The 26097-nt window shown below is 57.4% G+C and carries 20 protein-coding genes and 1 tRNA gene; 7 read left to right on the forward strand and 14 right to left on the reverse strand.

All coding sequences use genetic code 11. The annotated features are described in order from the left end of the window. Positions 1–10 precede the first annotated feature (10 nt). The 4 genes from ACQZ51_RS06080 to ACQZ51_RS06095 all read right to left on the reverse strand — a co-directional run bounded on the left by ACQZ51_RS06080 (position 11) and on the right by ACQZ51_RS06095 (position 4591). Positions 11–2005 carry a PhoX family protein gene (locus ACQZ51_RS06080; RefSeq protein ID WP_448776015.1) on the reverse strand — a complete coding sequence of 665 codons (1995 nt, stop codon included), beginning with the start codon at positions 2003–2005 and terminating at the stop codon, positions 11–13. 205 nt (positions 2006–2210) lie between these two features. Next, positions 2211–2399, reverse strand: coding sequence for a hypothetical protein (locus tag ACQZ51_RS06085; RefSeq protein ID WP_448776016.1), 189 nt, complete (start codon positions 2397–2399; stop codon positions 2211–2213). A gap of 212 nt (positions 2400–2611) precedes the next feature. Further along, positions 2612–3388, reverse strand: coding sequence for a histidinol-phosphatase (gene hisN, locus ACQZ51_RS06090; protein WP_448776594.1), 777 nt, complete (start codon positions 3386–3388; stop codon positions 2612–2614). Positions 3389–3706: 318 nt separating this feature from the next. Next, a complete protein-coding gene (locus tag ACQZ51_RS06095) occupies positions 3707–4591 on the reverse strand; it encodes an N-formylglutamate amidohydrolase (protein ID WP_042617597.1) in 885 nt (294 codons plus the stop codon). A 182-nt stretch (positions 4592–4773) separates the two neighbouring features. Between ACQZ51_RS06095 and cpdR the strand changes: the two genes are divergently transcribed. The 3 genes from cpdR (at position 4774) to ACQZ51_RS06110 (ending at position 5701) form a co-directional block, all read left to right on the forward strand. Further along, positions 4774–5136, forward strand: coding sequence for a cell cycle two-component system response regulator CpdR (gene cpdR / locus ACQZ51_RS06100; protein ID WP_027675545.1), 363 nt, complete (start codon positions 4774–4776; stop codon positions 5134–5136). Between the two features lie 81 nt (positions 5137–5217). After that, positions 5218–5292 (forward strand) — tRNA-Val (locus ACQZ51_RS06105). Between the two features lie 169 nt (positions 5293–5461). Continuing rightward, positions 5462–5701: a hypothetical protein gene (locus ACQZ51_RS06110; RefSeq protein WP_042617596.1), complete on the forward strand. Its 240-nt coding sequence runs from the start codon at positions 5462–5464 to the stop codon at positions 5699–5701. Between the two features lie 900 nt (positions 5702–6601). Here the strand turns inward: ACQZ51_RS06110 and ACQZ51_RS06115 are convergent. The 6 genes from ACQZ51_RS06115 to ACQZ51_RS06140 form a co-directional block, all read right to left on the reverse strand. Further along, positions 6602–7066 carry an NfeD family protein gene (locus ACQZ51_RS06115; protein ID WP_448776018.1) on the reverse strand — a complete coding sequence of 155 codons (465 nt, stop codon included), beginning with the start codon at positions 7064–7066 and terminating at the stop codon, positions 6602–6604. Position 7067: 1 nt separating this feature from the next. Beyond that, positions 7068–8132 (reverse strand): SPFH domain-containing protein, encoded by a 1065-nt coding sequence (locus ACQZ51_RS06120; protein WP_448776020.1) that lies wholly within the window; start codon positions 8130–8132, stop codon positions 7068–7070. A gap of 101 nt (positions 8133–8233) precedes the next feature. After that, complete coding sequence (gene hemH, locus ACQZ51_RS06125; RefSeq protein WP_448776596.1) at positions 8234–9283, reverse strand: ferrochelatase; 1050 nt, start codon at positions 9281–9283, stop codon at positions 8234–8236. Between the two features lie 196 nt (positions 9284–9479). Further along, positions 9480–11417 (reverse strand): 5'-nucleotidase C-terminal domain-containing protein, encoded by a 1938-nt coding sequence (locus ACQZ51_RS06130; RefSeq protein ID WP_448776022.1) that lies wholly within the window; start codon positions 11415–11417, stop codon positions 9480–9482. Positions 11418–11619: 202 nt separating this feature from the next. After that, entirely contained in the window at positions 11620–11991 is a 372-nt protein-coding gene (gene omp10, locus ACQZ51_RS06135) for an outer membrane lipoprotein Omp10 (protein ID WP_042617592.1), read from the reverse strand. Positions 11992–12159: 168 nt separating this feature from the next. Beyond that, positions 12160–13608: a homospermidine synthase gene (locus tag ACQZ51_RS06140; RefSeq protein ID WP_448776024.1), complete on the reverse strand. Its 1449-nt coding sequence runs from the start codon at positions 13606–13608 to the stop codon at positions 12160–12162. A 256-nt stretch (positions 13609–13864) separates the two neighbouring features. Between ACQZ51_RS06140 and ACQZ51_RS06145 the strand changes: the two genes are divergently transcribed. Next, the gene (locus ACQZ51_RS06145) at positions 13865–14767 is read left to right on the forward strand and encodes a diguanylate cyclase (RefSeq protein WP_448776598.1); all 903 of its coding nucleotides are present in this window, start codon (positions 13865–13867) and stop codon (positions 14765–14767) included. Here the strand turns inward: ACQZ51_RS06145 and ACQZ51_RS06150 are convergent. Both ACQZ51_RS06150 and ACQZ51_RS06155 read right to left on the reverse strand, forming a co-directional pair. Beyond that, complete coding sequence (locus tag ACQZ51_RS06150; protein WP_448776026.1) at positions 14764–15399, reverse strand: aminotransferase class IV family protein; 636 nt, start codon at positions 15397–15399, stop codon at positions 14764–14766. The two genes, ACQZ51_RS06145 and ACQZ51_RS06150, sit on opposite strands and share 4 nt — an antisense overlap. A gap of 87 nt (positions 15400–15486) precedes the next feature. Continuing rightward, positions 15487–17331 carry a M3 family oligoendopeptidase gene (locus ACQZ51_RS06155; protein ID WP_448776028.1) on the reverse strand — a complete coding sequence of 615 codons (1845 nt, stop codon included), beginning with the start codon at positions 17329–17331 and terminating at the stop codon, positions 15487–15489. A gap of 168 nt (positions 17332–17499) precedes the next feature. Here ACQZ51_RS06155 and ACQZ51_RS06160 point away from each other — a divergent pair, with 168 nt between their 5' ends. The 3 genes from ACQZ51_RS06160 to ACQZ51_RS06170 all read left to right on the forward strand — a co-directional run bounded on the left by ACQZ51_RS06160 (position 17500) and on the right by ACQZ51_RS06170 (position 23982). Next, positions 17500–19059 carry a sigma-54-dependent transcriptional regulator gene (locus ACQZ51_RS06160; protein WP_448776030.1) on the forward strand — a complete coding sequence of 520 codons (1560 nt, stop codon included), beginning with the start codon at positions 17500–17502 and terminating at the stop codon, positions 19057–19059. 315 nt (positions 19060–19374) lie between these two features. Continuing rightward, on the forward strand, positions 19375–21165 hold the full coding sequence (locus ACQZ51_RS06165) for a DUF882 domain-containing protein (RefSeq protein WP_448776600.1): 1791 nt from the start codon (positions 19375–19377) through the stop codon (positions 21163–21165). 609 nt (positions 21166–21774) lie between these two features. After that, positions 21775–23982: an ice nucleation-like protein gene (locus ACQZ51_RS06170; protein WP_448776032.1), complete on the forward strand. Its 2208-nt coding sequence runs from the start codon at positions 21775–21777 to the stop codon at positions 23980–23982. A gap of 73 nt (positions 23983–24055) precedes the next feature. Here ACQZ51_RS06170 and pyk read toward each other — a convergent pair whose 3' ends face one another. Both pyk and ACQZ51_RS06180 read right to left on the reverse strand, forming a co-directional pair. Next, positions 24056–25495 (reverse strand): pyruvate kinase, encoded by a 1440-nt coding sequence (pyk, locus tag ACQZ51_RS06175; RefSeq protein WP_042617586.1) that lies wholly within the window; start codon positions 25493–25495, stop codon positions 24056–24058. After that, a complete protein-coding gene (locus tag ACQZ51_RS06180; protein WP_042617585.1) occupies positions 25495–25977 on the reverse strand; it encodes a DUF1036 domain-containing protein in 483 nt (160 codons plus the stop codon). Before ACQZ51_RS06180 ends, pyk begins: the two co-directional genes overlap by 1 nt. Positions 25978–26097 lie beyond the last annotated feature (120 nt).

Below are 26097 nucleotides of genomic sequence, written 5' to 3' on the forward strand. Positions count from 1 at the left end.
GCCAATGTCATCAGACGGCGATCTTGCCGCCGCCGGCCTTGGTGATTGCAACGACGGCCGGGCGAACCGGCATGTTGTCCTTGAAATCCGGCCAGCGCGTGGAAAGATCTTCGTAATAGGACGGGCGGCCATGGCCGGACCAGTCTTCGCCGCCATCACCCGGATGCTGAACAGCCACGAAGGCGGTTTCGTCATCAGGCGTAAAGAGCGGGCCGCACATTTCAGCGCCAACGGGGACGCGGAAGAACAGCTTCGAGGTGGCGCGGGCTTCGCCTTCCGTATCGACGGCCCAGAGACCGTCGGTGCGGCCGGTCTGCTTGTTGTTGTTGCCGTCTGTCGAGACCCAGAGACGACCGGCAGCATCGACTGCACAATTGTCTGGCATGCCGAACCAGCCATTCTTGGTCGTCTCGGTGGAGAAGGTCGCGCCAACAGCTGCAACGGAAGGATCGCCGCACTTCAGAAGCACTTCCCACTTGCCAGAGGTGGCAGTGAAATCGCCGTCGTTTTCGGCAATCTCGATGATGTGGCCAAAGGCGTTTTCTGCGCGCGGGTTGGCCGCATTGACCTGATCTGCCTTGCGCTTGGTGTTGTTGGTCAGCATGACGTAGACCTTGCCGTTGACGCCGTTCGGCTGAACGTCTTCGGGGCGGTCCATCTTGGTGGCGCCCAGCACGTCGCCTGCACGGCGGCATTCGATCAGAACATCGGCCTGGCTGGCGAAGCCGTTTTCAGCGGTGAGGGGGCCCTGACCATGGATCAAAGGCAGCCACTGCATGGTGCCGTCTTCGTTGAACTTGGCAACGTGAAGCGTTCCCTTGTCCAGCAGGTTCATGTTGGCCGCACGGTCGTTCGGGTTGAACGTACCTTCGGTCACGAACTTGTAGACATAGTCGAAGCGTTCGTCATCACCGAGATAGAAGACGACCTTGCCGTTCTTGGCAACGATCGATTCGGCACCCTCATGCTTTGTGCGACCGAGTGAGGTGCGCTTTTTCGGCGTAGACGTTGGGTCCATGGCATCGACTTCGACAATCCAGCCGAAGCGGTTCGGCTCGTTCGGCTCTTTCGAAAGATCGAAGCGGTCGTAGAAATTGCCCCACTCATAGCCGCCTTCCGGCACGCCATAACGCTTGTAGTTGGCGGCTTCCTTGTGGCCTTCAGGCAGTTTGCCGGAGAAGTAGCCGTGGAAGTTTTCTTCCGCCATGATGTATGTGCCCCAGGGCGTTACGCCGCCGGCACAGTTGTTCAGGGTGCCAATGGCGCGGGTGCCTGTGGCGTCTGCCGATGTTTTCAGGCGATCATGACCTGCTGCGGGGCCGGTGATTTCCATAGGCGTGTTGGTGGTGATGCGGCGGTTGTACTTACCGTCAGTCACGACCTTCCACTTGCCATCGACCTTGCGGATTTCAACAATGGTGCCGCCATGGGCTGCCATTTCGACATCCACCTGCTCCTTGCTGAGCGCGCCCTGCTTGATCTTGCCATCCACGACCTTGACGAGGCCCGGGAACATCAAATGAGGGTTGGTGTATTCGTGATTGACGACGAGCAGGCCGTGCTCGCTCGACCCGTCGAGCGGAATGAAGCCGACATAGTCGTTATTGTAGCCAAACTGCTTGCTCTGGGCCTCAGCGGTCTGTTTGGTCGGATCGAATTCGGGCGCGCCTGGCAGCACCGCATCGCCCCAGCGCAGCAGGATATCGGCGTCATAGCCTTCTGCCACGTGGTGGGTGGCATCGACGCCAGCTTCCACCTCGGTGAAATTGAAGGCGGAGCCGCCCTTGCTCTGGGCGCGGGCTTCATCGGCGGTCATCAGGGCAACAGGGCTGATGGTCGCGGCAATTGCCGATACGGCAAGCGAGCCCTGCAGAAAATTGCGACGTGAGAAGCGCTGGCTGATGATTTCGCCCATTGTGGGGTTGGCACTTGCGTTGTGGCCGTCACCATCTGCGTCTTCTAGCTGGGTAGTCGGGAATATCTTCTGGGGACAGTGCTCGTTCATCGGTTAGCCTCTTTGTTAAAACGCGCCCCTAGTCTGGAGCCATTCTAACCTAGAGTTACAACATTACAGGTTTGCGACATTGCAGGCTATTGCAGTGGATATCTGGCCGGGCCTGTCTTTGAACGGCTATCAAGGCTTCGCATCATTACCGAGAGCGCCATGCCGCAGGTGGCAAACTGCCGATATGTGCAGTGATAGAAACGAGCTAGAGTTTCAGCGGCGTCGATTTGACGGCTTTGGCTGTGGAATCGACCAGTTTCGGTGCGGCCACATTTGTGGTGCCCAGTGGTGCCATGGCGGTGATGAGTAAAAGCGCAAGGACGGTGACGACAGCGACGACCAGCCAGTTTTCGCGTTTTTCTTTAACGGTATTCCCACTCCAGTCATATGCCATAGCGATCCTCGCTTTGTTAAGTACATTATGATGAAAGAGTACAACGCTAGAGTGCCGCAGTATGGTTAATCAAAGGTTAACGGCTCTGTCAATTCCCTTCTATACTGTAGTGCTGATTTGCGATAGCAACATGCAGATGATTGGAAACGATGCGCAAAAGGCAACTCTTGCGCGCATCGCATCAATTGCGGATGAAGGGTGTTGTCTGGGACTCAGGCTCCGGCCAGCAGTGCCAGTGCCTGTTCATGCACAGCCCTGTTTCCGGCGGCGATGATGCGGCCTGCGCCTTCCGGCCTTCCGCCATCCCAATTGGTGATGATGCCGCCTGCCTGTTCGATGATGGGAATGAGCGCGCCGACATCGTAGGGTTTCAGGCCCGATTCAATGACGAGATCGACATGACCACCGGCGAGCAGGGCGTAGGCATAGCAATCCACGCCATAGCGGAACAGGCGGACTTGTTCTTCAACCGCGCCATAACGCTTCGCTTCATCCGGTGTGAAAATATGCGGCGATGTGGTGAAGAGGATGGCGTCCGAAAGGGTCTCGCAGGCGCGTGTCTTGATCTGCCTGTCGCCGCCGGGGCCGAAGTACCATGCGTTCTCGCCATCGGCAAAATACCGCTCGCCGGTGAAGGGTTGATCCATGACGCCCATGACGGCGCGACCGGAAGACTGAAAGCCGATCAATGTTCCCCAGACGGGCAGGCCGGAAATGAAGGCGCGGGTGCCATCGATCGGGTCGATGACCCAGACATGCTCCCGGTCCGTGCCGACGCTGCCATGCTCTTCGCCCAGAATGCCGTGGTCCGGAAAGCGCTCTGTGATTAGGCTGCGGATCGCTGTTTCGGCTGCCTGATCGCCCTCTGTCACCGGGTCATAGCCGCCATCCTGCTTGTTGGCGACGGCGATGCCGGTGCGAAACCGGGGCAGGGTCTCTGCCTTGGCGGCATCGGCAAGACGAAAGAAGAATTCGCGATCTGGCAGCATCATTTTCCTCGGTAATGAAAGCAATTGGCCCATTGCATAACCCGGCAGGCCCGCTTCGTCCACAGAGGTTGAAACCACGCTGTGCACGCGCCTTGTGCGTTGAGGCCTAAAATAATGGCAAAGCCGCATAAATAAGCACAAAATATGAGCAAATTAAAATATGCTTGACAATTGTGCATTTCTTGCTAATGTCTCCTCACAGTCTTTGACTGTAAATACCCTCCTTGGGTGTTTCCTCCCTAGACTTGACCGCGCCGAGGCGCGGTTTTTTTTGGCCGTGTCACGGCGGTTGTCATCGTTGGAGGGTCGGGCTGCGGCCTATTCGGCGGCGAATGCCATGTCGATGGCGTATTCGGACACGAACATCGCCATCTGGCGCATGAAGCTGTCGAGCGCCGCCTGCACCGCGAAAAAGTCCGGTGTTTTCACGAGCGTCTTCTCGTCCACATAAAGCGACCGGCTAACCTCGATCTGCAAGGCATGCAGTGAGCGAACGGGGCGTCCGTAATGTTCGGTGATGAAGCCGCCAGCATAGGGCTTGTTGCACACGGCGGTGAAGCCCAGCTCTTCCAGAACATAGAGAGCGGCGCGGGAAATTTCGGCAGACGCGCTGGTGCCGAAGCGGTCGCCGATGATGATGTCAGGGCGGACATTGGAATTGGCAAGCCGGATATTGCCCGGCATGGAGTGGCAATCGATCAGCACCGCCATGCCAAAATTGGCGTGGGTGCGTGACACCAGCTTCCGCAGGCAGGCGTGATAGGGCTTGTAGATGCTCTCGATGCGCTCGATTCCCTCATCGACGGTGAGGCGGCGCGCATAGATATCCATATTCTCGGCCACGATGCGTGGCACCGTGCCAAGTCCGCCTGCGACGCGCATGGAGCCGATATTGGCATAGGAGGGCAGTGGGCCATCGAACATGCGCGGATCAAGCTCGTAGGGCTCGCGGTTCACGTCCAGAAAGGCGCGGGGAAAATTGGCCTTGAGCATGGGCGCGCCGAGATCGACCGCGCCTGAAAACAGCTCATCGACGAAATGATCTTCCGAGCGGCGGATCTCATAAGCATCGAGGCGGGATGATTCGAGGAAGGAAATGGGGTAGCAGCGGCCGCTATGGGGAGAGTTGAATACAAACGGAATGCTGTGAACGGCCGGTTCGTGCACTTCGAAGAGTTCGTACTCGCCCGTTACCCAGTCCATTCCGCCCCGTTTACCATGTCATAATTCTGCCAGAAGCTTCATGTTGCCAGTTAAGGCAGAGCAAGTCCATACTGTGCATCAGTCGTCCAAGCCACGATTCTGCCGTTCACATCATATTTACTGAACATGCGGTATGATCAGGGTAAGGTATTCCCAGAAATCCAGAAGCTACGGTCATTTAAATGGTACAGAAAATTCTTCTCGCAGAAGATGACAATGATATGCGCCGCTTTCTCGTGAAGGCGCTTGAGAAAGCCGGCTACAAGGTTTCCTCCTTCGATAACGGCGCAAGCGCCTATGACCGGCTTCGTGAGGAGCCTTTCTCGCTTCTCCTGACCGACATCGTGATGCCGGAAATGGACGGGATCGAGCTTGCCCGCCGCGCAACCGAACTCGACCCTGACCTCAAGGTCATGTTCATCACCGGTTTTGCAGCCGTTGCGCTCAACGCTGATTCGAAAGCACCCAAGGACGCAAAGGTCCTTTCCAAGCCATTTCACCTTCGCGACCTGGTCGACGAAGTGAACAAACTCCTTGTGGCATAAGGCTTCGCATAAACCTTTCACAAAACTGAAAAAAAGCAGTTGACGCTTCATCCAGTTTCGTGATTTATGCGCCGCAACGGAGGGCGTGTAGCTCAGCGGGAGAGCACTACGTTGACATCGTAGGGGTCACAGGTTCAATCCCTGTCACGCCCACCATCCAGTTTCAAAAAGGCTTTCGGGAAACCGGAAGCCTTTTTTGGTTTTGGGCGCGTTGATACGAGTTCGGGCGTTTTCACCAGCATTAAACCTTCAGGCCTGACACAATCATCACCCTTGCTTTTTACCTGTGGTATAGGTGGCCTCTATCCGCACAAGGAACAGCGCCATGGCTAAAATCAAACTGATCGTTCTCGCCGCCTACAAGGCCGACGACGAGGGCAACATGGTCGAGGCATTCGAGCCAAGGCAAATGCCGACCGAAGAGCGAGCCGTGCGTGAGGGGAAGGCCCTGGCGAGCCAGTATGACGGTGTCCTGGCCTGGGCGCGCGATGCAGACCCCGACATGGGCGAATACGGCCCTCCGGTGATTATCTACCAGCACGGCGAAATTCCCGATATCGGGTAGTTGGTTCTATTAGGTTTTGCGAAGCTGTCGTGTCACGTGAGTAATGCTTCAATGTAAAAATCTAATGTAGACTTCCTGAATGAATTGCTTGATCGTCCGTACTCATTGGGGGACGAGATGATACATAATATCGCATGCGGGGCCTTGGCCTCGAAAAAGCGACTAGAACTTCGATATGACGGATATGTCCGCGTGGTGGAGGTCCACGCTGTCGGCGTCACGAAAGACGGGGGTAGCATCATGCGCGTCTGGCAAGTGAGTGGGGGCAGCAATAGTGATGATCCCCAAGGTTGGCGGCTGTTCAAGCTCGAAGACGTGTCGTCGGCACGTGCGACTGACGAAGAGTCCGAAGCGCCCGCCGGGGCTATACTCGCGGCGACAGAGCTATGTCGTCTATATACTGCCAGATATAAACAGTCGCATTAAAGTACTATGATTCTAGCGCGCCAAATTGGGGGCACGGTTCGTTTGCGAAGTTGAATCCATCCGCCGTCAAATTTTCTTTGCCGACCAGCTCATGAGGACTACATGATCAAAATTCTGCTTGTTTGTTCGTTGTCGGTGTTGGCAGCCTGCGTCGGAAAACCCGTACAGGAGATGAGTTACACAGAGCGTCGTGACCTCGCAGGACAGTTGGTAAAACGCTGTATGGATCAAGGTGTGAAGCTCCAGACTGCGGAAATGGAACAGTGCACACAGCAGGAAGCGCTTCGAGAAGTATCAGTCCGAAACAGAATGCAAGCGCGTCGGGAGAGTGGGGCAATCTGCAACAGTGTCGGAAATACTGTGATTTGTAATTAGTGATTTGTTGATCGCAATACGTGACTGGAACTTCGAAGTCATTGGGCATGCGGTATTGGACGAAGCAGAAGTTGCTAATGTTGTAATTACCTTGGTCCCTCAACCCTCAATTTTCTCCACCACCAATGTCCGCCCGTGGGCGGACGCTATGCGCACGCGGGTGCCAGCGGGGAGGTCGGTGCCTTGGACGGGCCACCAGGTGTCATCAAGCCGGATGCGGCCTCGGCTTTCTGCGATGGGTTCTTGCAGGGTGGCGGTACGGCCGATGAGGCTGGCTTCGCGTTGGTTGAGGAAGGGCTCATCGGTTTTGGCGTGGTTGCGGCCGTAATAGCGGCGGCCAAGGAGCGCGAAGGCGATGGAGAGCAGGGCAAACAGGAGCAGTTGCACATGCCAGCTCCAGAGAGCCGTATCCCAGAGCGCAAGTGACACCACGCCGATGACGAGGGCTGCCGCACCGATCCAGATGAGGAACACGCCGGGGGCGACGAGTTCTGCGGCCAGCAGGAGGGCGGCGAGTATCCACCAACTCCATGGGCCGAGATCGGTGACGAGCCTGGCTATCATCTCAACGCTCCGTGGAAGGGCCGAATGGGTTGTTGGGGATGGTCACGTTGATGGTCTGGGCCGGCGGTCGGCTGGACGTTGATGGAACGGAGCTGCGCTGTTTGGGCGAGGCGGCTGTATCGGACGTGGACTGTGCATCGCTGTCGCGTCCGAAAACCTCTTTGGCAATGGCACCGATGCCGCCGAGAGAGCCGATCAGCGCGGAGGCCTCCATCGGCATCAGCACGATCTTGGAGTTCTTGGCTGTGCCAATGGCGGTCATCGCTTCGGTGTATTTCTGGGCGATGAAGTAGTTGATGGCGTGGATATCACCAGCAGCGATGGCTTCCGAGACCATGCGGGTGGCGTTGGCTTCTGCTTCTGCCAGACGCTCACGCGCTTCGGCATCGCGGAAGGCTGCTTCGCGCTGGCCCTCGGCCTCGAGAATGGCGGATTGCTTGGCGCCTTCGGCGCGAAGAATTTGCGCAGCGCGCGAGCCCTCGGCTTCCAGCACCTGCGCGCGCTTCTCACGCTCGGCCTTCATCTGCCGGGCCATGGAATCCACCAGATCCTTCGGCGGCGCGATATCCTTGATTTCGATGCGGGTGACCTTGATACCCCATGGGCCCACGGCTTCATCCACCACGCGCAACAGGCGGTCATTGATGGCATCGCGGTTCGACAGAAGCTCATCCAGATCCATCGAGCCCATGACAGAGCGGATGTTGGTCATGGTGAGGTTCTGGATGGCAGATTGCAGATCCGTGATCTGGTAAGCCGCCTGGGCGGCGTTCAGCACCTGATAGAAGGCGACGGCATCTGCCGAGACGCTGGCATTATCCTTGGTGATGACTTCCTGCGTGGGAATATCCAGCACCTGCTCCATCACGTTCAACTTCGCGCCGACGCGCTCGATATAAGGCGTGAGGATGTTGAGGCCGGGTTCCATGGTGCGGGTGTAGCGACCGAAGCGCTCCACCGTGTAGCGATAGCCCTGCGGCACCGTCTTGATGCCTGCAAACAGCGTGAGAATGACGAGCCCCACAACGACGATCACGACAATATCGAAACCACCCAGATCAAACATCGCCATTTCCTCATATGCTAGCTGGTATCAGAGCAATTCCAGCAAAAGTGTAACGCGGTTTTGCGTCCGGAGTTGCGTTAACAAAAGACCGGAGGCTGGGGTCACACCCAGCCCTGCAACTCCCTGCGTACAACTTTCTCGAGAACCCGCATACCCTCAGAACTGTCATTCAGGCACGGAATGTGGGAAAACTTCTCGCCGCCATTGTGGTGGAAAATCTCGCCCGCTTCGCCTGCAATTTCTTCCAGCGTTTCCAGACAGTCGGAAACGAAGCCCGGATTCATCACGGCAATGCGCTTGACGCCTTCTTTTGCCAGCCGCTCCACCGTCTTGTCGGTATAGGGCTGCAGCCACTCTTCAGGCCCGAAACGGGACTGGAAGGTGATCATGAAGCGCTCCTTATCCAGACCCAGCTTTTCACGCAGTAGGCGACCCGTCTTCATGCATTGGCAATGATAGGGATCGCCTTTCTTGAAGTAGGACTGCGGAATGCCGTGGAAGGAGGCGATGATCTTTTCCGGCTCCCAATCCAGCGTCGCCAGATGGGATTTGACGGAGTTGGCCAGCGCATCGATATAGGTATCGTCGTCGTGATAGGGCGGCACGGTGCGGAGCGCTGGCTGCCAGCGCTGCTTCATCAGATATTCGAAAGCCTTGTCGTTGACGGTGGCAGTCGTTGCTGCCGCAAATTGCGGATAGAGCGGAAACAGCAGGATTTTTTCACACCCTTGCGCCTTCAGCGCGTCCATGCGTTCGGCAATACTCGGCTTGCCGTAGCGCATGCCCCAATCGACGACCACATTGGGCAGATCGGTCAGCATCTTCGCCAGTGCCTCACCCTGGTTGCGGGTATAGGTGCGCAGATAGCTCTCGTTCAGTTCGTGGTTCCAGATTTCCTCATAGGCCTTGCCCACCTTCTGCGGACGCTTGTTCAGCACGATGCCGTAGAGAATGGGATACCAGAAGAGGCGCGACCACTCGATCACGCGCTTGTCGCTCAAAAATTCCGCCAGATAACGGCGCATGGATTTGTAGTCGGTGCCATCTGGCGTGCCGAGATTGACGAGGAGCACGCCAACCTTGCCGAAGGCGACCTTCGGATGGTCTGCGGGGAAATGTGCTGTCTGAGCCGTGGAGTTATCTGCGATCATGAAATCGTCCTGAACCTGCATTGTTTGATCAGCCATACGGCAGGACCATGGTGTTGGATCATCTTGTAAAGCATCGATGTCACAATCTGAATTGAAATCTTGAGTTCAGCACGTGACATTTCAACGCGTGATCTTCTCACGCACATAGAAAAGCCGGCCCGCAGCGCGGACCGGCTTCAATTTTGGTATTGTCGGATCAGTTGGCCGGAACGGTCAGTTCTTCGCCGATTTCGATGTGGTTCGGACGCTTCAGCGCATTGGCGTCAGCAATCTTCTTCCACTCTGTGCCATTGCCGTATTTCTCGGCAGCGATCTTCCAGAGAGAATCACCACGGGTCACGACATATTTTCCAGTCGCAGGTGCCATAGGGGCAGGAGCGGCTGTGGTTGCTGCTGGTGCCGGAGTGGTTGCAGCTGGCGGTGTTGCGGTGGCAGGTGCAGGCGTTGTGGCTGCTGGTGCCTGCGCCGTTGTGGCAGGGGCTGCTGCAGGCTTGGCTTCCTTTGGTGGAGCCACATAGTCGGCAGGGGTGACATCCATCACGCGGCCATCGGTGTAAGGCTTGTAGGGGCTGTGCGCGCCGATATAGGCGGCGACGGCATCTTCAAGGCTTGGTCCGAAGTCGTAAGGGTTGATGGCCTTGGTTGCGAAGGTCTTGAAGCCATCGCCGCCGGTGCGGGTATAGTTATTGGTCACCACGCCATAGGTCTTTTCAGGGTCGAGCTTGACGAAGGCGTCGCCTTCCTTGACCTCGACGGAGACGATGCGGCTGCCAGCGGGCTTGGAGCGATCGAAGGAATATTTCAGGCCAGCGGTCTGCACGAAGCGGCCGGCGCCTTCCTCGATCTGGCCTGCGCCATTTTCAAGAGCGGCCACAAGATCGACACCCTTGATCTGGAAGGTGGCAACGGAGTTCTGGAATGGCAGAACCGTTAGAACTTCGCCCATGGTGATTGGACCGGCATCAATAGAGGCGCGCAGACCGCCGCCGTTCTGGATGGCAATCGTGATACCCTGATCCTTGACGCGGTCGAGCAGGGCGTCGGACACCAAGTTGCCCATGCTGCATTCCTTGGCGCGGCATACTTCGCGGGAACCGTCGATGGCAGCTTCGGCAACGCCGATCTCTTTCTGCTTCATCTCTTCCAGCGGAGCGGCGAGTTCCGCCACGCGCTTGGTAAAGCCTTCATCCGGCGTGACCGATGCGTCGAGCAGCTTTGGTGCGCCAGCGGTGGACTTTACCACGCCATTGTCATCAAAGGTAACGGTGAGGTCGCCGAGGAACTTCGAATAGGCGTAGGCCGTGACGATGGGAACATCTACGCCCGCTGGGTCCTTGACCAGCGTCGGGTAGGGGCCAGCCGCCTTCGGGTCCGTGCTGGACAGCAATGTGTGGCTGTGGCCGCCGACGATCACGTCGATACCATCAACAGAACGGGCGATTTCCTGATCCTTGACGTAGCCGACATGGGACAGAAGGACGATCTTGTTGACACCCTGATCCTGGATTTCCTTGACGGCACCCTTGAGATAGCTGATCTCGTCGTCAAAGGTGACCTTATCGCCGGGTGATGAGGTTTCGTTCGTGTCGGTTGCCAGAACGGAAACAATTGCGACCTTCTGGCCACCCATCTCCTTGATGACGTATCCCTTGAACTTGTCCTTCAGCTCGGAGCCATCGGCGATTTTCGTGTTGCCGGAGATGATGGGAAACTTTAGCGCATTGATGAATTTCAGAAGCTCAGCCGGGCCGTCATCGAATTCGTGGTTGCCGATAGCCATGGCATCGAAGCCGATGCCGTTCATGAATTCGGCAATGGGCGCGCTCTTGTAACGGGTGTAGAACAGCGAGCCCTGGAACTGGTCGCCAGCATCCAGCACCAGCACATTGGCATTGGTGCCGAGTTCGGTGCGGCGGGCATCGATGGCGCTCTTGACGCGGGCGATGCCGCCGAAGCACTCGTTCTTGCCAGCTTCCGCAGCGGAGCAGGTCGAATCCGACTTGTTGATCGCCTCGATCCGTGAATGCAGATCGTTGATGTGGAGAATATTGAGCTGATAGTCAGCCAGCGCTGCCCCCGCCGAAAGCGCGACGACCGATGCGGTCATCAGGCTGAATCTCAAAATCCTGTTCATCGTATCTCTCCTGTTGAAAGCGAAATGCTGAAGGGCTCGTCCCTGCCATCATAGCTATTGTGAAAGTGTGTCAGTCTTTCAACGATGATGTTTTCATCTCGCGCCATCTGCTGCAAGCAGAATTGTGACAGGTGTGCGCAAATAAAAACGCGCGCTTAAAGCGCGCGTTCTATCAACGCCGAAGAGAAATATTGGAAACGGATCAGCCCTGGCGGGTCAGCGTAAACTGGCTGTTGCTATCCGTCGTGCAGTTGAGCTGCGACGGAGAGATGAGCGCGCAATTGACGCGCGACTGGGTGTTGCGCACCAGCGAGGTCATGTTGATCTCATAAAGCGTTGGCGACAGGGTGACATAGGTTCCCGACGCCAGCAGCGTGTTGGTGTCTGTGGAGCGAGTGGAGAACGCGCCCGCCTGGAACGTGGAAACGATGCCGTTCTTATCGACCCAGCGACCATCGACGGCCGGACCCTGCGCCGCGACGGGTGGCATGGGGCGAGGCGATGGACCTGTCGGAGAACATGAAGCGGCTGCCATTGCGGCCAGAACCAAGGCTGCGCCTGTCTTGAAATTCATGTCTTAAGTCTCCTGCGATTCTTCCCGATCTATCAATCAGACCATGTATGGAAGTTGAGTATATTGCAAGCGAACGGCCACCTCCATGCGCTGGTTCCCAACGCCTTCCACAAAAGGACAAGCGTTGCAAACCAGCACCAGTCCGCACCTTGAGGTGGGGCGGGGTTTCTAGTCGCGCACCAGAATATTGCGGAACTGCCATGGGTCGTTCGTGTCGATATCGTCAGGGAAAAGACCCGGCCTGCCATCAAGGGGCGTCCAGTCCGTGTAGTGACCTTCCACAGCCCCCAGATAGCGCCGCTGAACATTGAGGCAACGGCGATAGTCTACCTCATCGGCCTCAACGATGCCCGCTTGAGGGTTTTCCAGCGCCCAGACCATGCCTGAGAGAACGGCTGAGGATACCTGAAGACCGGTAGCATTCTGGTTGGGAGCAAGGTTGCGCGCCTCTTCCAGCGTCAGGCGCGAGCCATACCAGTAGGCGTTCTTCTCGTGACCATAGAGGAGAACACCCAGTTCGTCAGAACCATCGGTCAGTTCGGCTTCTGTGAGCACATGCTGCACAGGCTGGGCGTTGCCGCCATTGCCGAACATTTCGTAGAGCGAGAGCACGGCATCATTGCAGGGATGGTAGGCGTAGTGGCATGTGGGGCGAAACTCGACATGGCCGCGCTTGTCGTGCACCGTGAAATAGTCCGAGATGGAAATCGCCTCATTGTGCGTAACCAGCAGGCCGTATTGGGGCCCGAGCGTCGGGCACCATGTGCGCACGCGGGTGGAAGCGCCGGGCTGATCGAGGAAGATGGCGGCCTTGTTACCCTTTTTCTGCTTCTTGGCGTTTTTCGGCATCCATTTTTCGTGGCTGCCCCAGCCCAGTTCCGCAGGCTGCATGCCTTCGGCGATGAAGCCTTCGACAGACCATGTGTTCCAGAAGGTGTTGAACGGCTTGGGATCCTTTGCGCGCTGTGTGTCGCGCTCGGCAATGTGCACACCCTTGACGCCCAGCGTCTGCATCAGCTTGGCCCAGCCTTCACGGTCGTGGGCTTCAGGCTCGTCGAATTCCAGGCCCGTGTCATTTGCCAGATTGACCAGCGCCTGCTTGACGAACCACGAGACCATTCCCGGGTTTGCACCGCAGGTGGAAACAGCCGTCGTGCCGCCGGGGCGACGCGCCTTTTCCCTCAGCATGGTCTGGCGCAGCGCATAATTGGTGCGGGCGGCATTATCCACATCCGTGTCGAAGTAGAAGCCCGGCCAGGGTTCTACGACAGTATCGATATAGAGCATGCCATATTTGCGGCACAGCTTCATCAGATCCACCGAGGAGGCATCGACCGACAGATTGACGCAGAAACCCTGTCCCTCGACATTCTTGATCAGAGGTTTCAGCACATCCTTGTAATTGTCTTGGCTCAGATGTGCGCGGATATGGCGGATGTTGCGGCTTTGCAGATATTCGGCAATGTCTTCCCGGGGGTCGATCACGACAAGGCGCGAGAGATCGAATTTGAAATGCCGCTCGATCAATGGAAGCGTACCGCGCCCGATAGAGCCGAAACCGATCATGATAATGGGACCGGTAATTTCGCCAAGGATCGGGTATTCAACGTCCGTCATTCTTTAATTTCCTATTGGAACACAAGGCCTAAGCTAGATGATTAGTTTGTAACAATAAAGGGTAGCCGGATGACGGGCGTATGAAGGCTGACGAAAGGGTAAACCGAACCGCATGCGTTCGTCATCATTCCGGACATAAATCACAGGTATGGCTTGAGACTTCGCGTTTTCATTCAAGACGTTATAATGCATCTACGCCGAATGGATGGTTCGGCTTGAGGGAGGACGCAAAATCGTGAGGCAAGAGACTGCCAATCTGGATAGTCTGATGGAACGCGTCATTGCCCTGCAGGACGCGACGCCTGTGTTTATCGCGCTTTTCGATACTCATGACAGGCTACGCCATGCCAACCGTGCCTTCCGCGAAGCCTTCAATCTGGCCAGTGATGCTTTTCCAGCCTGGGGCGACCTTCTTCGGTCGAACTACAATGATAAAAAGGGCCTTATCATCACCACGACGGATTACGAGGCGTGGTTTCTGTCGGCGCAATCGCGGCGCGGCAAGCTGCCCTTTCGCGGGCTGGAACTTGATATGCATGACGGCCGCTGGATCTGGATGACAGAGACCGTGCAGGATGATGGCTGGATGCTGTGTGTAGGAAGCGACATTACGGCGCTTCGGCAAAACCAGCGCAGCCTGCGCCAGGACCGCGACATTGCCCAGCGCGCTGCGCAAACGGATGAACTGACCGGAACCGCCAACCGCCGCTTCGTCTTTGCCAATCTCGATGCCCAGATGGAGAAAGTCCAGAAGGGCGCAGAAGGACCCTTTGGGCTCTGCGTCATCGACATCGATTTCTTCAAGGTCATCAATGATCGCTTCGGCCATCAGGGAGGCGATACGGTTCTGCGTGATTTCGTGAAGATCGCTCACTCAACGATCCGCCGCGCCGATTGCTTCGGGCGCGTGGGAGGCGAGGAGTTCATGCTCATCATGCCGCGCACGGCTTTGGCGGAATGCGCTGGTATGGTTGAACGGTTGCTGGAGAAAGTCAGGGCATCCTGCCCGTTTCCCGGTGCAACGGATTTTTCCTACAGCTGCTCCGCCGGGCTTTCGCTTTATCAGCCCGGAGAAACCGCTTCCGACCTCTACCAGCGGGCAGACCGTGCCCTTTATGCTGCAAAGCAGAACGGACGTGCGCGGGTGGAGTGGCTTTAGACCAATTCCGCAGCCACCAGCCCGTGCAGGGAATTGCCCACAAACAGCTTGCGACCTGCAAGATCCTGTGGCTTGAGGGACTGTCCCCGTGCCCTGCGCTCGCGGATGAGGTCGGCGCGGAGCACACCGGGCAGAATGCCGCTATCCAGTGGTGGCGTCAGAAGCGCGCCTTCGGCTGACTCCACGAAGATGCTCGTAGACGAGCCCTCGCAGATTTCTCCGCGCTCGTTCAAAAGCAGTACCTCATCGGCCTCTGCGGTCGAAAATTCCGCGCGGGCGGCATCATAGGGCTCGCGGCGGGATGATTTGTGCCGGTAAAATGTGTCGGCTGAATCCAGACGCGTCTTTTCCGCGATCTTCAGCCGCCAGACGGCGGTGTCGCAGAGCGGAACGAAGGGTTCCGCTGCTACGTCCAGCTCGCCCTTGTAATTCATCACCACCCGCACCGTCAGCGGCTGGGTGCCGCCGACAGCCGCGTTCAGTGCCTTGGCCGCGTCAGACGGTGCACGGAAACCCAGTGCATCGGCAGAGCGCAGCAGGCGGCGCAGGTGCTGCTCCAGCCGTTTGAAGCCTGATGCAGGTTCCCAGCGCAGCGTTTCCCGTAATGTCAGGTCAGCCGGTTTGCGTTTCATGATCAGTGTCCATCAAGCTGTTCACGTAAGGTGAGGCATAAGAACCGGCGAAGCTTGCCCGAAGATGGGAGCCCCGCCGATTTTGCGTCATTCTTTGTCGAGTGCTTCCAGTTCGTCGATCAATCCTTCGATCATCGACAGACCTTTGTTCCAGAAGGACGGGTCGGTAGCATCGAGACCGAAAGGCTTCAGCAGTTCGGAATGATGCTTGGTGCCGCCAGCCTTGAGCAGTTCGAAATACTTGTCCTGGAAGCCGGTGTCCGCGTTCTGGTAAACCGCATAAAGCGAATTGACGAGGCAATCACCGAAGGCATAGGCATAGACATAGAAGGGCGAGTGGATGAAGTGGGGAACGTAAGTCCACCAGCTTTCATAGCCTTCCGAAATCCTGATCGCCGGTCCCAAGCTCTCCTGCTGCACAGACAGCCACAGCTCACCGATCTGCTCCGATGTCAGCTCGCCATCCTTGCGGGCGGTGTGGACCTTGCGCTCGAATTCATAAAACGCAATCTGACGCACGACCGTGTTGATCATGTCTTCCACCTTGCGGGCTAGAAGCGCCTTGCGCTCGCGCAGGTCCGTGGTGTTGTCTAGCATCTTGCGGAAGGTCAGCATTTCGCCGAAGACCGATGCCGTTTCCGCAAGCGTTAGCGGTGTCGCGCACATCAATGCGCCCTGTCCACCGGCCAGCACCTGATGGACGCCATGGCCCAGCTCGTGGGCGAGCGTCATGACATCCCGCGGCTTGCCGAGGTAATTCACCAGTACGTAAGGGTGGGCTGATGGCACGGTGGGGTGGGCGAATGCGCCGGGTGCCTTGCCGGGGCGGGCAGGGGCATCGATCCACTGCTCATCGAAGAAGCGGCGGGCAATGTCGGCCATTTCAGGCGCAAAATCGCCATAGGCCGAGAGCACCATCTCCTTGGCGTCTTCCCATGGAATGACGGCATTGGATGTATCGGGCAGCGGCGCATTGCGGTCCCAATATTCCATCTGTTCCATGCCCAGCCATTTGGCCTTCATCGCGTAATAGCGGTGCGACAGGCGCGGATAGGCCTCTGTGACCGCTTGGGCCAGCGCATCCACAACCTCGCGCTCAACGCGGTTGGCCAGATGGCGGCTATCGGCAATGTCTTCGAATTTGCGCCAGCGGTCGGAGATTTCCTTGTCCTTGGCCAGCGTGTTGGTAATCAGCGTGAAGACGCGCAGATTGTTCTTGAAGGTGGTGCTCAATGCCTGCGCCGCTGCTTTACGCGTTTCCGGGTCCGGCTCCTGAAGCAGATTGAGCGTTTCTTCCAGCGCCATGCTCTTGCCGTTTACGTCAAAGCGCAACTCCGACATGGTTTCATCGAACAGGCGGTTGAAGGCGGCTGCACTTGTCATGGATTTTTCGAGGAACAGCTGTTCCAGCTTGTCATCCAGCTGGTGCGGCTTGTCTTTGCGCAGATCCACGATCCACGGCGCATAGTGGCCGGTCAGCGGATCATTGGCGATGGCCGCATCGATCGTTGCATCGTCAATGCGGTTCAGTTCCAGCGCAAAGAACAGCAGGTGCGATGACATATCCGTCAGTTTCGACTGGGCATCGCCGTAAATCTTGCCATTTGCCGGGTTGGACGTATCGGAAAAATAGGTGAGGCCGGCAAAGGAGCCAATAAGACCCAAACTGTCATCCAGCGCTTCATATTCCTTAAGCGCGGCACCGAGGCCGTGATCGCCAGAGAGCTTGGCAGCAGCCTCAAGCTTTCCCTTCCATTTTGCTTCAAATGCCTTGGCATCGCCTGCGGCTTTTTCCAGCGCAGCCTTGTATTCCGGGGCATCAGCCGTGCTGAAGAGGTCGGAAAGCTTCCATGTGGGCAAGTCACCCAGGGCTGCACTCGCGGCCTCCGCACCAGAAAAAACGGGCAGGGGGATCGGTGTCTTGAAGGTCATGTCAGGCTTTCCTCTTTATCTTTGCCCCAAGCATATGGGGGCTCTGTTTCCCGTGGCAATGCATAAAATGCAAGCAAATCTCAAAACTGGATGTTCAAGCCTTGCGTGTCACATTCGCTCCAAAGGACTGCATGAAGCACGTCCATAAACCGGAAACCGGAGCCTGACATGACAGCGCAAGTACTCGTTATCGATGATGATCCAGTTCAGCGCCGCTTGCTGAGACAAGCGGTGGAGCGTTATGGACATCACCCAATCCTGGCTGAAAACGGCAGGGTCGGGTTGGAGCTGTTAAAGCAACACAGCGGCGATATCAGCGTTATCGTGCTTGATCTGATGATGCCCGAGATGGACGGATTGTCTTTTCTAAGGGCTGTTGGAGAGCTGGGCACGGATGTGCCCGTCATCGTGCAGACCGGCCAGGGGGGCATCGATACCGTGGTTCAGGCCATGCGCGCCGGTGCGTTTGATTTCGTGGTCAAGCCCGTATCGCCCGAGCGGATCGGCTCGGCCATTGCCAATGCGTTGAAACTCGACCAGCGCGAGGCCAAGGCCCGTACCGGCAAACGCTCCCGCAACCACGCCGTCAATTTCAACGATATCGTTTCAGCAAGCCCTGCCATGCTGCGGGTCATCGAGTTGGCGCAGCGTGCGGCTCAATCCAATATCCCGGTCGTGCTGGAAGGCGAGTCCGGCGTCGGCAAGGAAATGATTGCGCGCGCCGTTCAGTCTGGCAGCGACCGCTCAGGCAAGCCCTTCATCACGGTCAATTGTGGGGCCATTCCGCACAATCTGGTGGAGAGCATTCTTTTCGGTCATGAGAAGGGTGCCTTTACCGGCGCCACCGAAAAGCACATGGGCAAGTTCATGGAAGCCGATGGCGGAACGCTGTTTCTGGATGAGATCGGTGATCTGCCGCTGGAGGTTCAGGTCAAGCTTTTGCGCGCCGTTCAGCAGGGCGAAATCGAGACCGTTGGCTCCACCAAGGTTCAGAAGGTCAATGTGCGACTGATCTCAGCCACGAACAAGAACCTGATCGAAGAGGTCAAGGAAGGTCGCTTCCGCGAAGACCTCTATTACCGCCTCAACGTCTTCCCCATCACCATTCCAGCCCTTCGCCGCCGCAAGGAGGATATTCCCTATCTGGCGCGCGTGTTTGCGGAGCGTTTCTCCATCGAGCAGAAATTGCCACATGCGCTGGGCGTCAGCGCCGGTGCCTTGGCGTTGCTCACCGCTTATGATTGGCCGGGCAATATTCGCCAGCTGGAAAATGCTGTCTTCCGCGCGGTGGTCTTGGCGCAGGGCGATGAACTGACTGAAGCGGATTTCCCGCAGATCGCGTTTCAGGTTCCCGAATTCAGGGATGATGTGGATGAACATGACCTGTCGGCTCACCGGCCGTCGGAACGTTCGCTTCTCGTCGCACCCGCGCCTGAGAGCCGGACAAGTGCGGCTGAGATACTTTCCGTTATGGAAGCCATTGCCACGGATGAGGAGCGTTCAGGGGCTGTGTTTCCGGGAGGCAGCCTGATTGCATCGACCGATGACAGCGGTGACGTGCGCAAGATCGCTGATATCGAGGAAGAATTGATCCGTTTTGCTTTGCGGTTCTATCGCGGCCAAATGAGCCAGGTGGCTCGCAAACTCGGCATTGGACGCTCCACACTCTACCGGAAGTTGAAGGATTATGGCATTGATCCCGATGATCCGCTTCGTGATGCCGCATGATGCAGCGGGCGGGTTGTTAAATTAGCAAAACCGATATTTGTTAACTCCTGGGCAAGGATATTCACTTACGGTCTATAAACCTCTTGTTAGTATTCCATTCACTATATAGAGGATGAGTGTTCATGTGTGGCAAAATTGCCATCGTGTGACCGTAATTGAGGTTCATGTGGGGCAATGTGACGAATTGTCTGCCAGGCGGGGATCAAATTGCTTTATCTGCATCGGAAATTCGCGCTCTCGGGCAAGAAGGCGCGCAGCGTGATTAAAGATACATGCAAGAAGCTATCGGCACGCGTCGTGACTTGCGCGTGCCTGATGATGGCAGCTGTTCCCTTTGTCGGGATTTCGGCCACAGAAGCGGCTGCTGAAACCCGCAGCCTCAAGCTTTATTATATCCACACCAAAGAAAAAGCCGTCATCACCTTCAAGCGCAACGGCAAGTATGACCAGAAGGGTCTGCAGGAGCTGAACCGTTTCCTGCGTGACTGGCGCCGCAACCAGCCAACCAAGATGGACCCGCGCCTGTTCGATCTGGTGTGGGAAGTCTATCGCCGCTCCGGTGGTAGTGATTATATCAACGTCGTTTCTGCCTTCCGCTCGCCTGAAACCAACGGCATGTTGCGGTCGCGCACCAAGGGTGTTGCAAAAAGCAGCCAGCACACGCTCGGCAAGGCCATGGATTTTTACATTCCTGGCGTGAAGCTCGCTCGCCTGCGTGAAATCGCCATGCAGATGCAGATTGGCGGCGTTGGCTTTTACCCCACCTCCGGTTCTCCCTTCGTGCATCTTGATGTCGGCAATGTGCGTGCGTGGCCACGCATGAGCCGCCAGGAACTCGTTCGCATTTTCCCCAAGGGCAACACAATTCACCTGCCAGCAGATGGCAAGCCATTGCCTGGCTATGAGCAGGCGATGAGCGATTACAGAAAGCGCGTCAGCTCCTCTTCGATTCAGGTCGCAAGCACTGCCGGCGAAGGCCCTGCGTCTGCGCCATCGGGCGGCAAGCGTAAAACTCTGCTCGCGGCCCTGTTTGGCGGTGGCGACGAGGATGAAGATGCCGAAGGCATTGCAACGCCGGAAGTCTCCCCATCGCGTCCTTCGGCGCCAGTTGCTGCCCCTGTGGCTGAGGAGACGGAAGAAGCACCTGTTGCCGTTGCCTCCGCGCAGCCTGCTCCTGCCATTTCCGACGCGCCTTTGCCAACGGCCCGACCTGCATTCCGCAATCAGGATGGCCAGACTGGCCTTGCGACGGCACTCTATTCGCCAACGCGTAATGCCGCGCAGGATGCGCTTCAGGCTGCAACCACGCCAACGCCGACAGCCGCTCCTGCCGAGCAGCAGTTCGCCGATCTGGCACAATACTCCATTCCCGTGCCGACCCTTCTTGGTCCGCGCCGCTTGAAGGGTGACGCAGAAGGTCCTATCGTGACCGCATCTCTGGGTTCGGAAGATATGCCGGGCGATGCTTTGGCCGCACATGTTCCTGTACCTGCCAACCGTCCAGCCGTTGCCGAAGCACTGCTTGCCAATGCCAATTCCAATGTGGATGGCCAGGAAGATGACGCCGAGCAGGAGCAGGCGAGCCTGTCACCTGTCGTTGTCGCGGCGCTGGAACAGAGCGGACAGGATGCTCGCTCATCCATCACGGCGACTGCCATGCCATCGGCTGCACAGTTCCCGGCTTCGCTCAATCGCAGTGCCTCCACGCAGCCTGCTGCAAAGGCAGTGGAAACAGCCAGGGCCACGCCCACATCAGCACCGCGTGACGATGCGAGCTACGGCGGCGCATTTGATGTCAAGCCACAGGCGACGAACAGCGGCTTGACGGCTGGCTTGCCAACCAAGGGCTCGCGCCCTAGCAAGCAGGATGCCGTGGTTTCTCAGAAAGCTATGGTCAGCGGTGGCCGCTTGACGCAGGAAGCAATCTCCGACTGGGCCTTGAGCCAGGACAAGGGTGTTTCCGGCCGTGCAGTGAAAGCGCCGCGCGTGGTCAATAACCGCATGCTGAGCCACGATATGTCGGCATCTGCTGCCACGGCAAGCTTCCGTCCGGGTGCCAAGGCCATCGACTCGAGCCGGTTCAGCACGCCAGTTAAAATGCCATGATGTATGCCGCCACAGCGTGGTGGCAGCATTCTGGAGAATTTAGATAAAGCGGCACTCCAAAGTGCCGCTTTATGCGTTTTGGGGTGGCAGGTGGTCCGCTTCGAAGTGGCCCTTTCAGCAAGGATGGATCACCTTGAGGATGGGTGCTGTTCGACGGAGACAGCGCAGGCCTTGTCCCCGTCAAAGCCGAAAGTGTTCAAGCGCTCAAAATGGGTTGCATCGTTTGGTTGAACGATGAATAGAGGCGATCTTGACGTGTAGTATCGGGGCTGCTAAACTGGCTCAATATAATACATCGTAGTGTAACATGATTGTTGCATGGAAAAACTCACCCCTTATCGATGCATTGCTATATTTTGGCGCAAAGGCGGCGGTCCACTGGACCTCATGCTGCATGAAGCAACTTCAATGCGTCGGCTCTTACAAGCCATGTTTCTGAGAATTCGCTGTTTTAGTAGCGTATGTTTGGTGTTTGCTGTTCTGGCTCTCGTCAATTCTTAACGCAACAAGTTCATTTTTTGGAAGCGGCCGATGCCGTTTCTCGAGCTTGGGGCAAGATACGCTGCGTAATACTCTGCCTTGATCAGTAATTGATGGTGTCGCGCGCTTATGGCTTCTGAAATCGCTTCTCTTCCTGCCCGGCAGATTGCTCTGCTTTCGACGGCAACCGTTGCTGCCTTGACGGCGAGTGATCTCGATGAGCTCAGTTCTTCGCAGTTGAAGGCTCTGACGTCCACCCAGGTTGGCGTGCTGGGCACATCAGTCGTCTCGGCGCTCACCTCCCGCGTTGTCGGCTCTCTCGCGCCCGCATCCGTCAAAGGATTATCGCTGGACCAACTCGAGGCGATTGGCGCGACGCAGGTGTCTGGTATGAGCGCCGCGCAGATCAAGGGGCTTTATACGAGCCAGTTCGACGCACTTTCGACCATCGCAATAGAGGCACTTGATGTCGCGCAGGTTTCCGCACTCACCAGCACGCAGGTCTCCACACTTTCAGCCAGCGAACTCAACAGCTTCAGCGGTGACGAAATTGCCGCCATAAAGAAAACATCGATTGCAGGGATTGCCACAGCCACGATTGCAGGGCTGACCACAGACCTAATTGCTGTGTTTACCTCTTCACAAATTTCCGCCCTGACGACCAACCAGATGAAGGCCATGACCACGGCGCAGCTGGCTGCGCTCACAGGCACACAGTTTGCAGCCTTGACGTCGAAGCAGATCAGCGCCTTCTCCACTGATGTCATCGCGACGCTTGCTCCTGCCAAACTCGAGGCAATGACGACCCGGCAGGTTGGCGCCCTGACGACGGCACAGTTTGACGCGCTTACCTCCACCAGCTTGGAGGGACTGACAACCGTGCAGGTCGCGGGCCTAAAATCTCAGCAGGTCGCAACTCTGACGGCGGGCGAGCTTAATTCCTTTACCGCAGAAGAAATCGCAGCCATGAAAAAGACGGCGCTGGCTGGATTGACGACTTCGGCGCTTGCCGGTCTCGCGACTGACCGGGTCGCAGCATTGACAACCGCGCAGTTGGCCGGACTATCAGCGGACCAGATCAATGCGCTTTCTTCTGCTCAATTTGCTGCGTTGAGCGCCGAACAATTCTCAGCCCTGAAGCCAGCGCAGATTGCCGGACTTTCGACGGCCGTGATTGCGAGCCTTGATGCTTCCAAGCTTGAAGGTATGATGACGCGGCAGATTGCTGCACTGACAACTACACAGTTTGATGCTGTGACCTCTTCAGCGCTTGAAGGCCTGACGACGCTTCAGGTTGCCGGGTTGACATCCAAGCAGCTTTCCACGCTTTCGGCTGACGAGCTGAACAGCTTTACCGCCGAAGAGATCGCGACACTCAAGAAGACTGCTATAGCGGGTTTGAGCACCGCAGCTCTTGCGGGTCTGTCGACAGACAAGTTCGCAGCGATGACGTCGATCCAGATTTCGGCGCTGTCGGCGGCCCAGATGCAGGGCCTTACCACAGCACAGATGGATGCTCTCGAGCCCAGCCAGTTTGGAGCCATGACTGCCACCCAGATTGCGGGTCTTTCCACTGCCGTCATCTCCACTCTGGATGCGGAGGAGTTGGCAGCCTTTACGGTCAAGCAACTTAAGGCGCTTTCGACAGCCCAGTTTGACGCGCTTTCCACGGCCAATATCGAAGGTTTGAGCAAAACTCAGGTTGCAGGTCTAACCGGCAAGCAGACGGCGACCCTTTCTGCGGCCGAACTGAACATGTTCACCACGGACGAGATATCGGCTCTCAAGAAGGATGCGCTGACGAGCTTGTCGACGACGACTATCGCCGGTCTTTCGGATGAGCTGGTTGCTTCTCTGACGACTGCACAAGTCGCAGGTCTTTCGTCGAGCCAGATGGCGGCCATTCAGCCCAGCCAATTCTCGGCATTGACGCCGCAGCAGTTTGCGGCGCTTGGAAGCAAGCAGATTGCTGGCCTTTCGACTAGTGCAATCGCCAGCATCGATAGTGACAAGCTGGCCGCCATGACCACGAAGCAATTCGGTGCATTGACGTCAGCGCAGTTCGCCGTTCTCAGCGCTGCCAATATTGAGGCACTAACGGTCGCTCAGGTTGGTTCACTCACCTCAATGCAGCTTGCAACATTGGACGCGGCGGAGCTCAGTTCCTTCTCCACTGCCGAGATGGCGGCGATTAAATATACAGCGATCAAGGGGCTCACGACCGCCGCACTCGACGGCCTTTCGGATGAAAATCTGATAGCGTTTACCACGCGCCAGGTTCAGGCCATGAGTACCGCACAGGTCGCTGTGGTCATCGCTGCCTATCAGGATAATTGAGTTAGGAACCGGACCAGATAGAGAAAAGGCGCCCCGAGAGGCGCCTTTTTTATGCAATTGATTCTGAGATGGCTCAGACGCCGCTCTGGCCGTCAGAGCCGATATAGGCGATGCGGACCATGTTGGTCGCACCCGGTGTGCCCAAGGGAACGCCGGCAGAGATGATGATGCGGTTGCCGGGCTGGCCGAAGCCTTCGTCGACGACGATGCGGCAGGCGCGGTTGACCATGTCATCCTGGTCGCTGGCGTCGCCGGTGACAACACAGTGCAGTCCCCAGACGACGGAGAGGCGGCGCGCGGTCTGAACGATCGGCGACAGGGCGATGATTGGCACCTGTGGACGCTCACGCGCTGCGCGCAGACCTGTCGTGCCTGACGAAGTGTAGGTCACGATTGCGGTCAGGCCAAGCGTTTCGGCAATCTGGCGTGCGGCCAGCGAAATCGCGTCGGCACCGGTTGCTTCCGGCTGCGGGCGCTGTGCGTAGATGATGTTGGAGTAGTAAGGGTCCTGCTCCACGGTGCTGGCAATGGATGCCATGGTGGAAACAGCCTCGACCGGATAATCCCCGGATGCCGATTCGGCCGACAGCATGATAGCGTCTGCACCTTCAAACACAGCCGTTGCCACGTCGGACACTTCGGCGCGTGTTGGAACGGCAGCCGAAATCATCGATTCCAGCATCTGGGTTGCAACGACGACGGGCTTTCCAGCCTTGCGGCAGGCGCGGGTCAGCTGCTTCTGGATGCCCGGAACGGCTTCGAGCGGCATTTCAACGCCGAGGTCACCACGGGCAACCATCAGTGCGTCTGATAGTTCGATGATTTCTTCGATGCGCTCGACGGCCTGCGGCTTTTCGATCTTGGACATCAGGCCAACGCGGTTGCCGGCAATCTTGCGCACTTCGACCAGATCTTCCGGGCGCTGCACAAAGGAGAGCGCAACCCAATCAACATCGTTGGTTGCCAGAACGGCATCCAGATCGACGCGGTCCTTGTCTGTCAGAACGCCGACGCCGAGCAGGGTGTCCGGCAGGCTGATGCCCTTGCGGTCGGAGATCTTGGTGCCTGAAACCACAGTCGTGACAATGCTCTTACCATCGCATTTTTCAGCGCGCAGGTGCAGCTTGCCATCGTCGATCAGCAGGCGGTCGCCCGGCTTCACGGCTTCGAGAATTTCTGGATGCGGCAGGAATACGCGGTTCTGGTCGCCAGGGGCTTCATTGTTGTCGAGCGTGAAGCTCTGACCGGCAACGAGATCGACCTTGGTGTCGGCAAATTTGCCGACGCGAAGCTTCGGGCCCTGAAGGTCGGCCAGAATGCCGATGGGGCGGCCCACGCGGCTTTCTACCGAGCGAATGCGCTGGATGAGCGTGCGCATCACATCATGGCTGGCATGGCTCATGTTGATGCGGAAAAGATCAGCGCCGGCCAGGTGGAGCTTCTCGATCATCGCTTCATCGGAGGATGCAGGGCCGAGAGTTGCAAGGATTTTGACTTTGCGATTGCGCTTCATCAGTTCTGACTTTCCTGTGTACCTGGCGTGTCTGAAAGCTGGACCATCCAGCTTCCCTGTCGGCCCGTATCGTATTCCTTGAAACCCATTCTCTGGAAACTACGGGCATAGCAATCATCCACGCCTGTGATCTTGAACTCGTTTTCCGCGACGCACATGTTGACGTCGCCTGTCCACCTGCCGCCACGGGCAGCATCTTCGGCGTAGAGGTAATAATAGCGCGATTGCAGCTCACCCTCGATCAGCGTGGCGCATGTGGATGCGGGAACCTGCCACCAGCCTTCGCTGATCCAGCCTTCCTGCGCACGGTAGCCGATCGCCACGCCCACGAGGTTCTGCGTGCTGTTGCAGACACGGAAATCCGCCAGTGCCGGCTCTGCAAGAAGAAGCGGTGTGGTGAAGAGGGCTGCGGTGCACAACAGGCGGATCGCGCGCTGGTGTTTTTGGAGCTTAGCGGAGAATGTCTGTGTCACGGCTTCCATCGGGATTCCATGGTTATAAATGAGAACACTTCTTGGCGCGGACGCCCAAGAAAGTCAACGCAAGTTCAATCGATTGTATCGATATGGGCTGTATCTGGCGGCAGTCGGGGTGGTCCCGAG

Source organism: Agrobacterium sp. CG674 (assembly GCF_053521645.1).

Excerpts from the sequence above, each read along its gene's own strand:
- ACQZ51_RS06080 (WP_448776015.1), bottom strand. The coding sequence starts at position 2,005 with ATGAACGAGCACTGTCCCCAGAAGATATTCCCGACTACCCAGCTAGAA.
- ACQZ51_RS06085 (WP_448776016.1), bottom strand. The coding sequence starts at position 2,399 with ATGGCATATGACTGGAGTGGGAATACCGTTAAAGAAAAACGCGAAAAC.
- hisN (WP_448776594.1), bottom strand. The coding sequence starts at position 3,388 with ATGCTGCCAGATCGCGAATTCTTCTTTCGTCTTGCCGATGCCGCCAAG.
- ACQZ51_RS06095 (WP_042617597.1), bottom strand. The coding sequence starts at position 4,591 with ATGGACTGGGTAACGGGCGAGTACGAACTCTTCGAAGTGCACGAACCG.
- cpdR (WP_027675545.1), top strand. The coding sequence starts at position 4,774 with ATGGTACAGAAAATTCTTCTCGCAGAAGATGACAATGATATGCGCCGC.
- ACQZ51_RS06110 (WP_042617596.1), top strand. The coding sequence starts at position 5,462 with ATGGCTAAAATCAAACTGATCGTTCTCGCCGCCTACAAGGCCGACGAC.
- ACQZ51_RS06115 (WP_448776018.1), bottom strand. The coding sequence starts at position 7,066 with ATGATAGCCAGGCTCGTCACCGATCTCGGCCCATGGAGTTGGTGGATA.
- ACQZ51_RS06120 (WP_448776020.1), bottom strand. The coding sequence starts at position 8,132 with ATGTTTGATCTGGGTGGTTTCGATATTGTCGTGATCGTCGTTGTGGGG.
- hemH (WP_448776596.1), bottom strand. The coding sequence starts at position 9,283 with ATGATCGCAGATAACTCCACGGCTCAGACAGCACATTTCCCCGCAGAC.
- ACQZ51_RS06130 (WP_448776022.1), bottom strand. The coding sequence starts at position 11,417 with ATGAACAGGATTTTGAGATTCAGCCTGATGACCGCATCGGTCGTCGCG.
- omp10 (WP_042617592.1), bottom strand. The coding sequence starts at position 11,991 with ATGAATTTCAAGACAGGCGCAGCCTTGGTTCTGGCCGCAATGGCAGCC.
- ACQZ51_RS06140 (WP_448776024.1), bottom strand. The coding sequence starts at position 13,608 with ATGACGGACGTTGAATACCCGATCCTTGGCGAAATTACCGGTCCCATT.
- ACQZ51_RS06150 (WP_448776026.1), bottom strand. The coding sequence starts at position 15,399 with ATGAAACGCAAACCGGCTGACCTGACATTACGGGAAACGCTGCGCTGG.
- ACQZ51_RS06155 (WP_448776028.1), bottom strand. The coding sequence starts at position 17,331 with ATGACCTTCAAGACACCGATCCCCCTGCCCGTTTTTTCTGGTGCGGAG.
- ACQZ51_RS06160 (WP_448776030.1), top strand. The coding sequence starts at position 17,500 with ATGACAGCGCAAGTACTCGTTATCGATGATGATCCAGTTCAGCGCCGC.
- ACQZ51_RS06165 (WP_448776600.1), top strand. The coding sequence starts at position 19,375 with ATGATGGCAGCTGTTCCCTTTGTCGGGATTTCGGCCACAGAAGCGGCT.
- ACQZ51_RS06170 (WP_448776032.1), top strand. The coding sequence starts at position 21,775 with ATGGCTTCTGAAATCGCTTCTCTTCCTGCCCGGCAGATTGCTCTGCTT.
- pyk (WP_042617586.1), bottom strand. The coding sequence starts at position 25,495 with ATGAAGCGCAATCGCAAAGTCAAAATCCTTGCAACTCTCGGCCCTGCA.
- ACQZ51_RS06180 (WP_042617585.1), bottom strand. The coding sequence starts at position 25,977 with ATGGAAGCCGTGACACAGACATTCTCCGCTAAGCTCCAAAAACACCAG.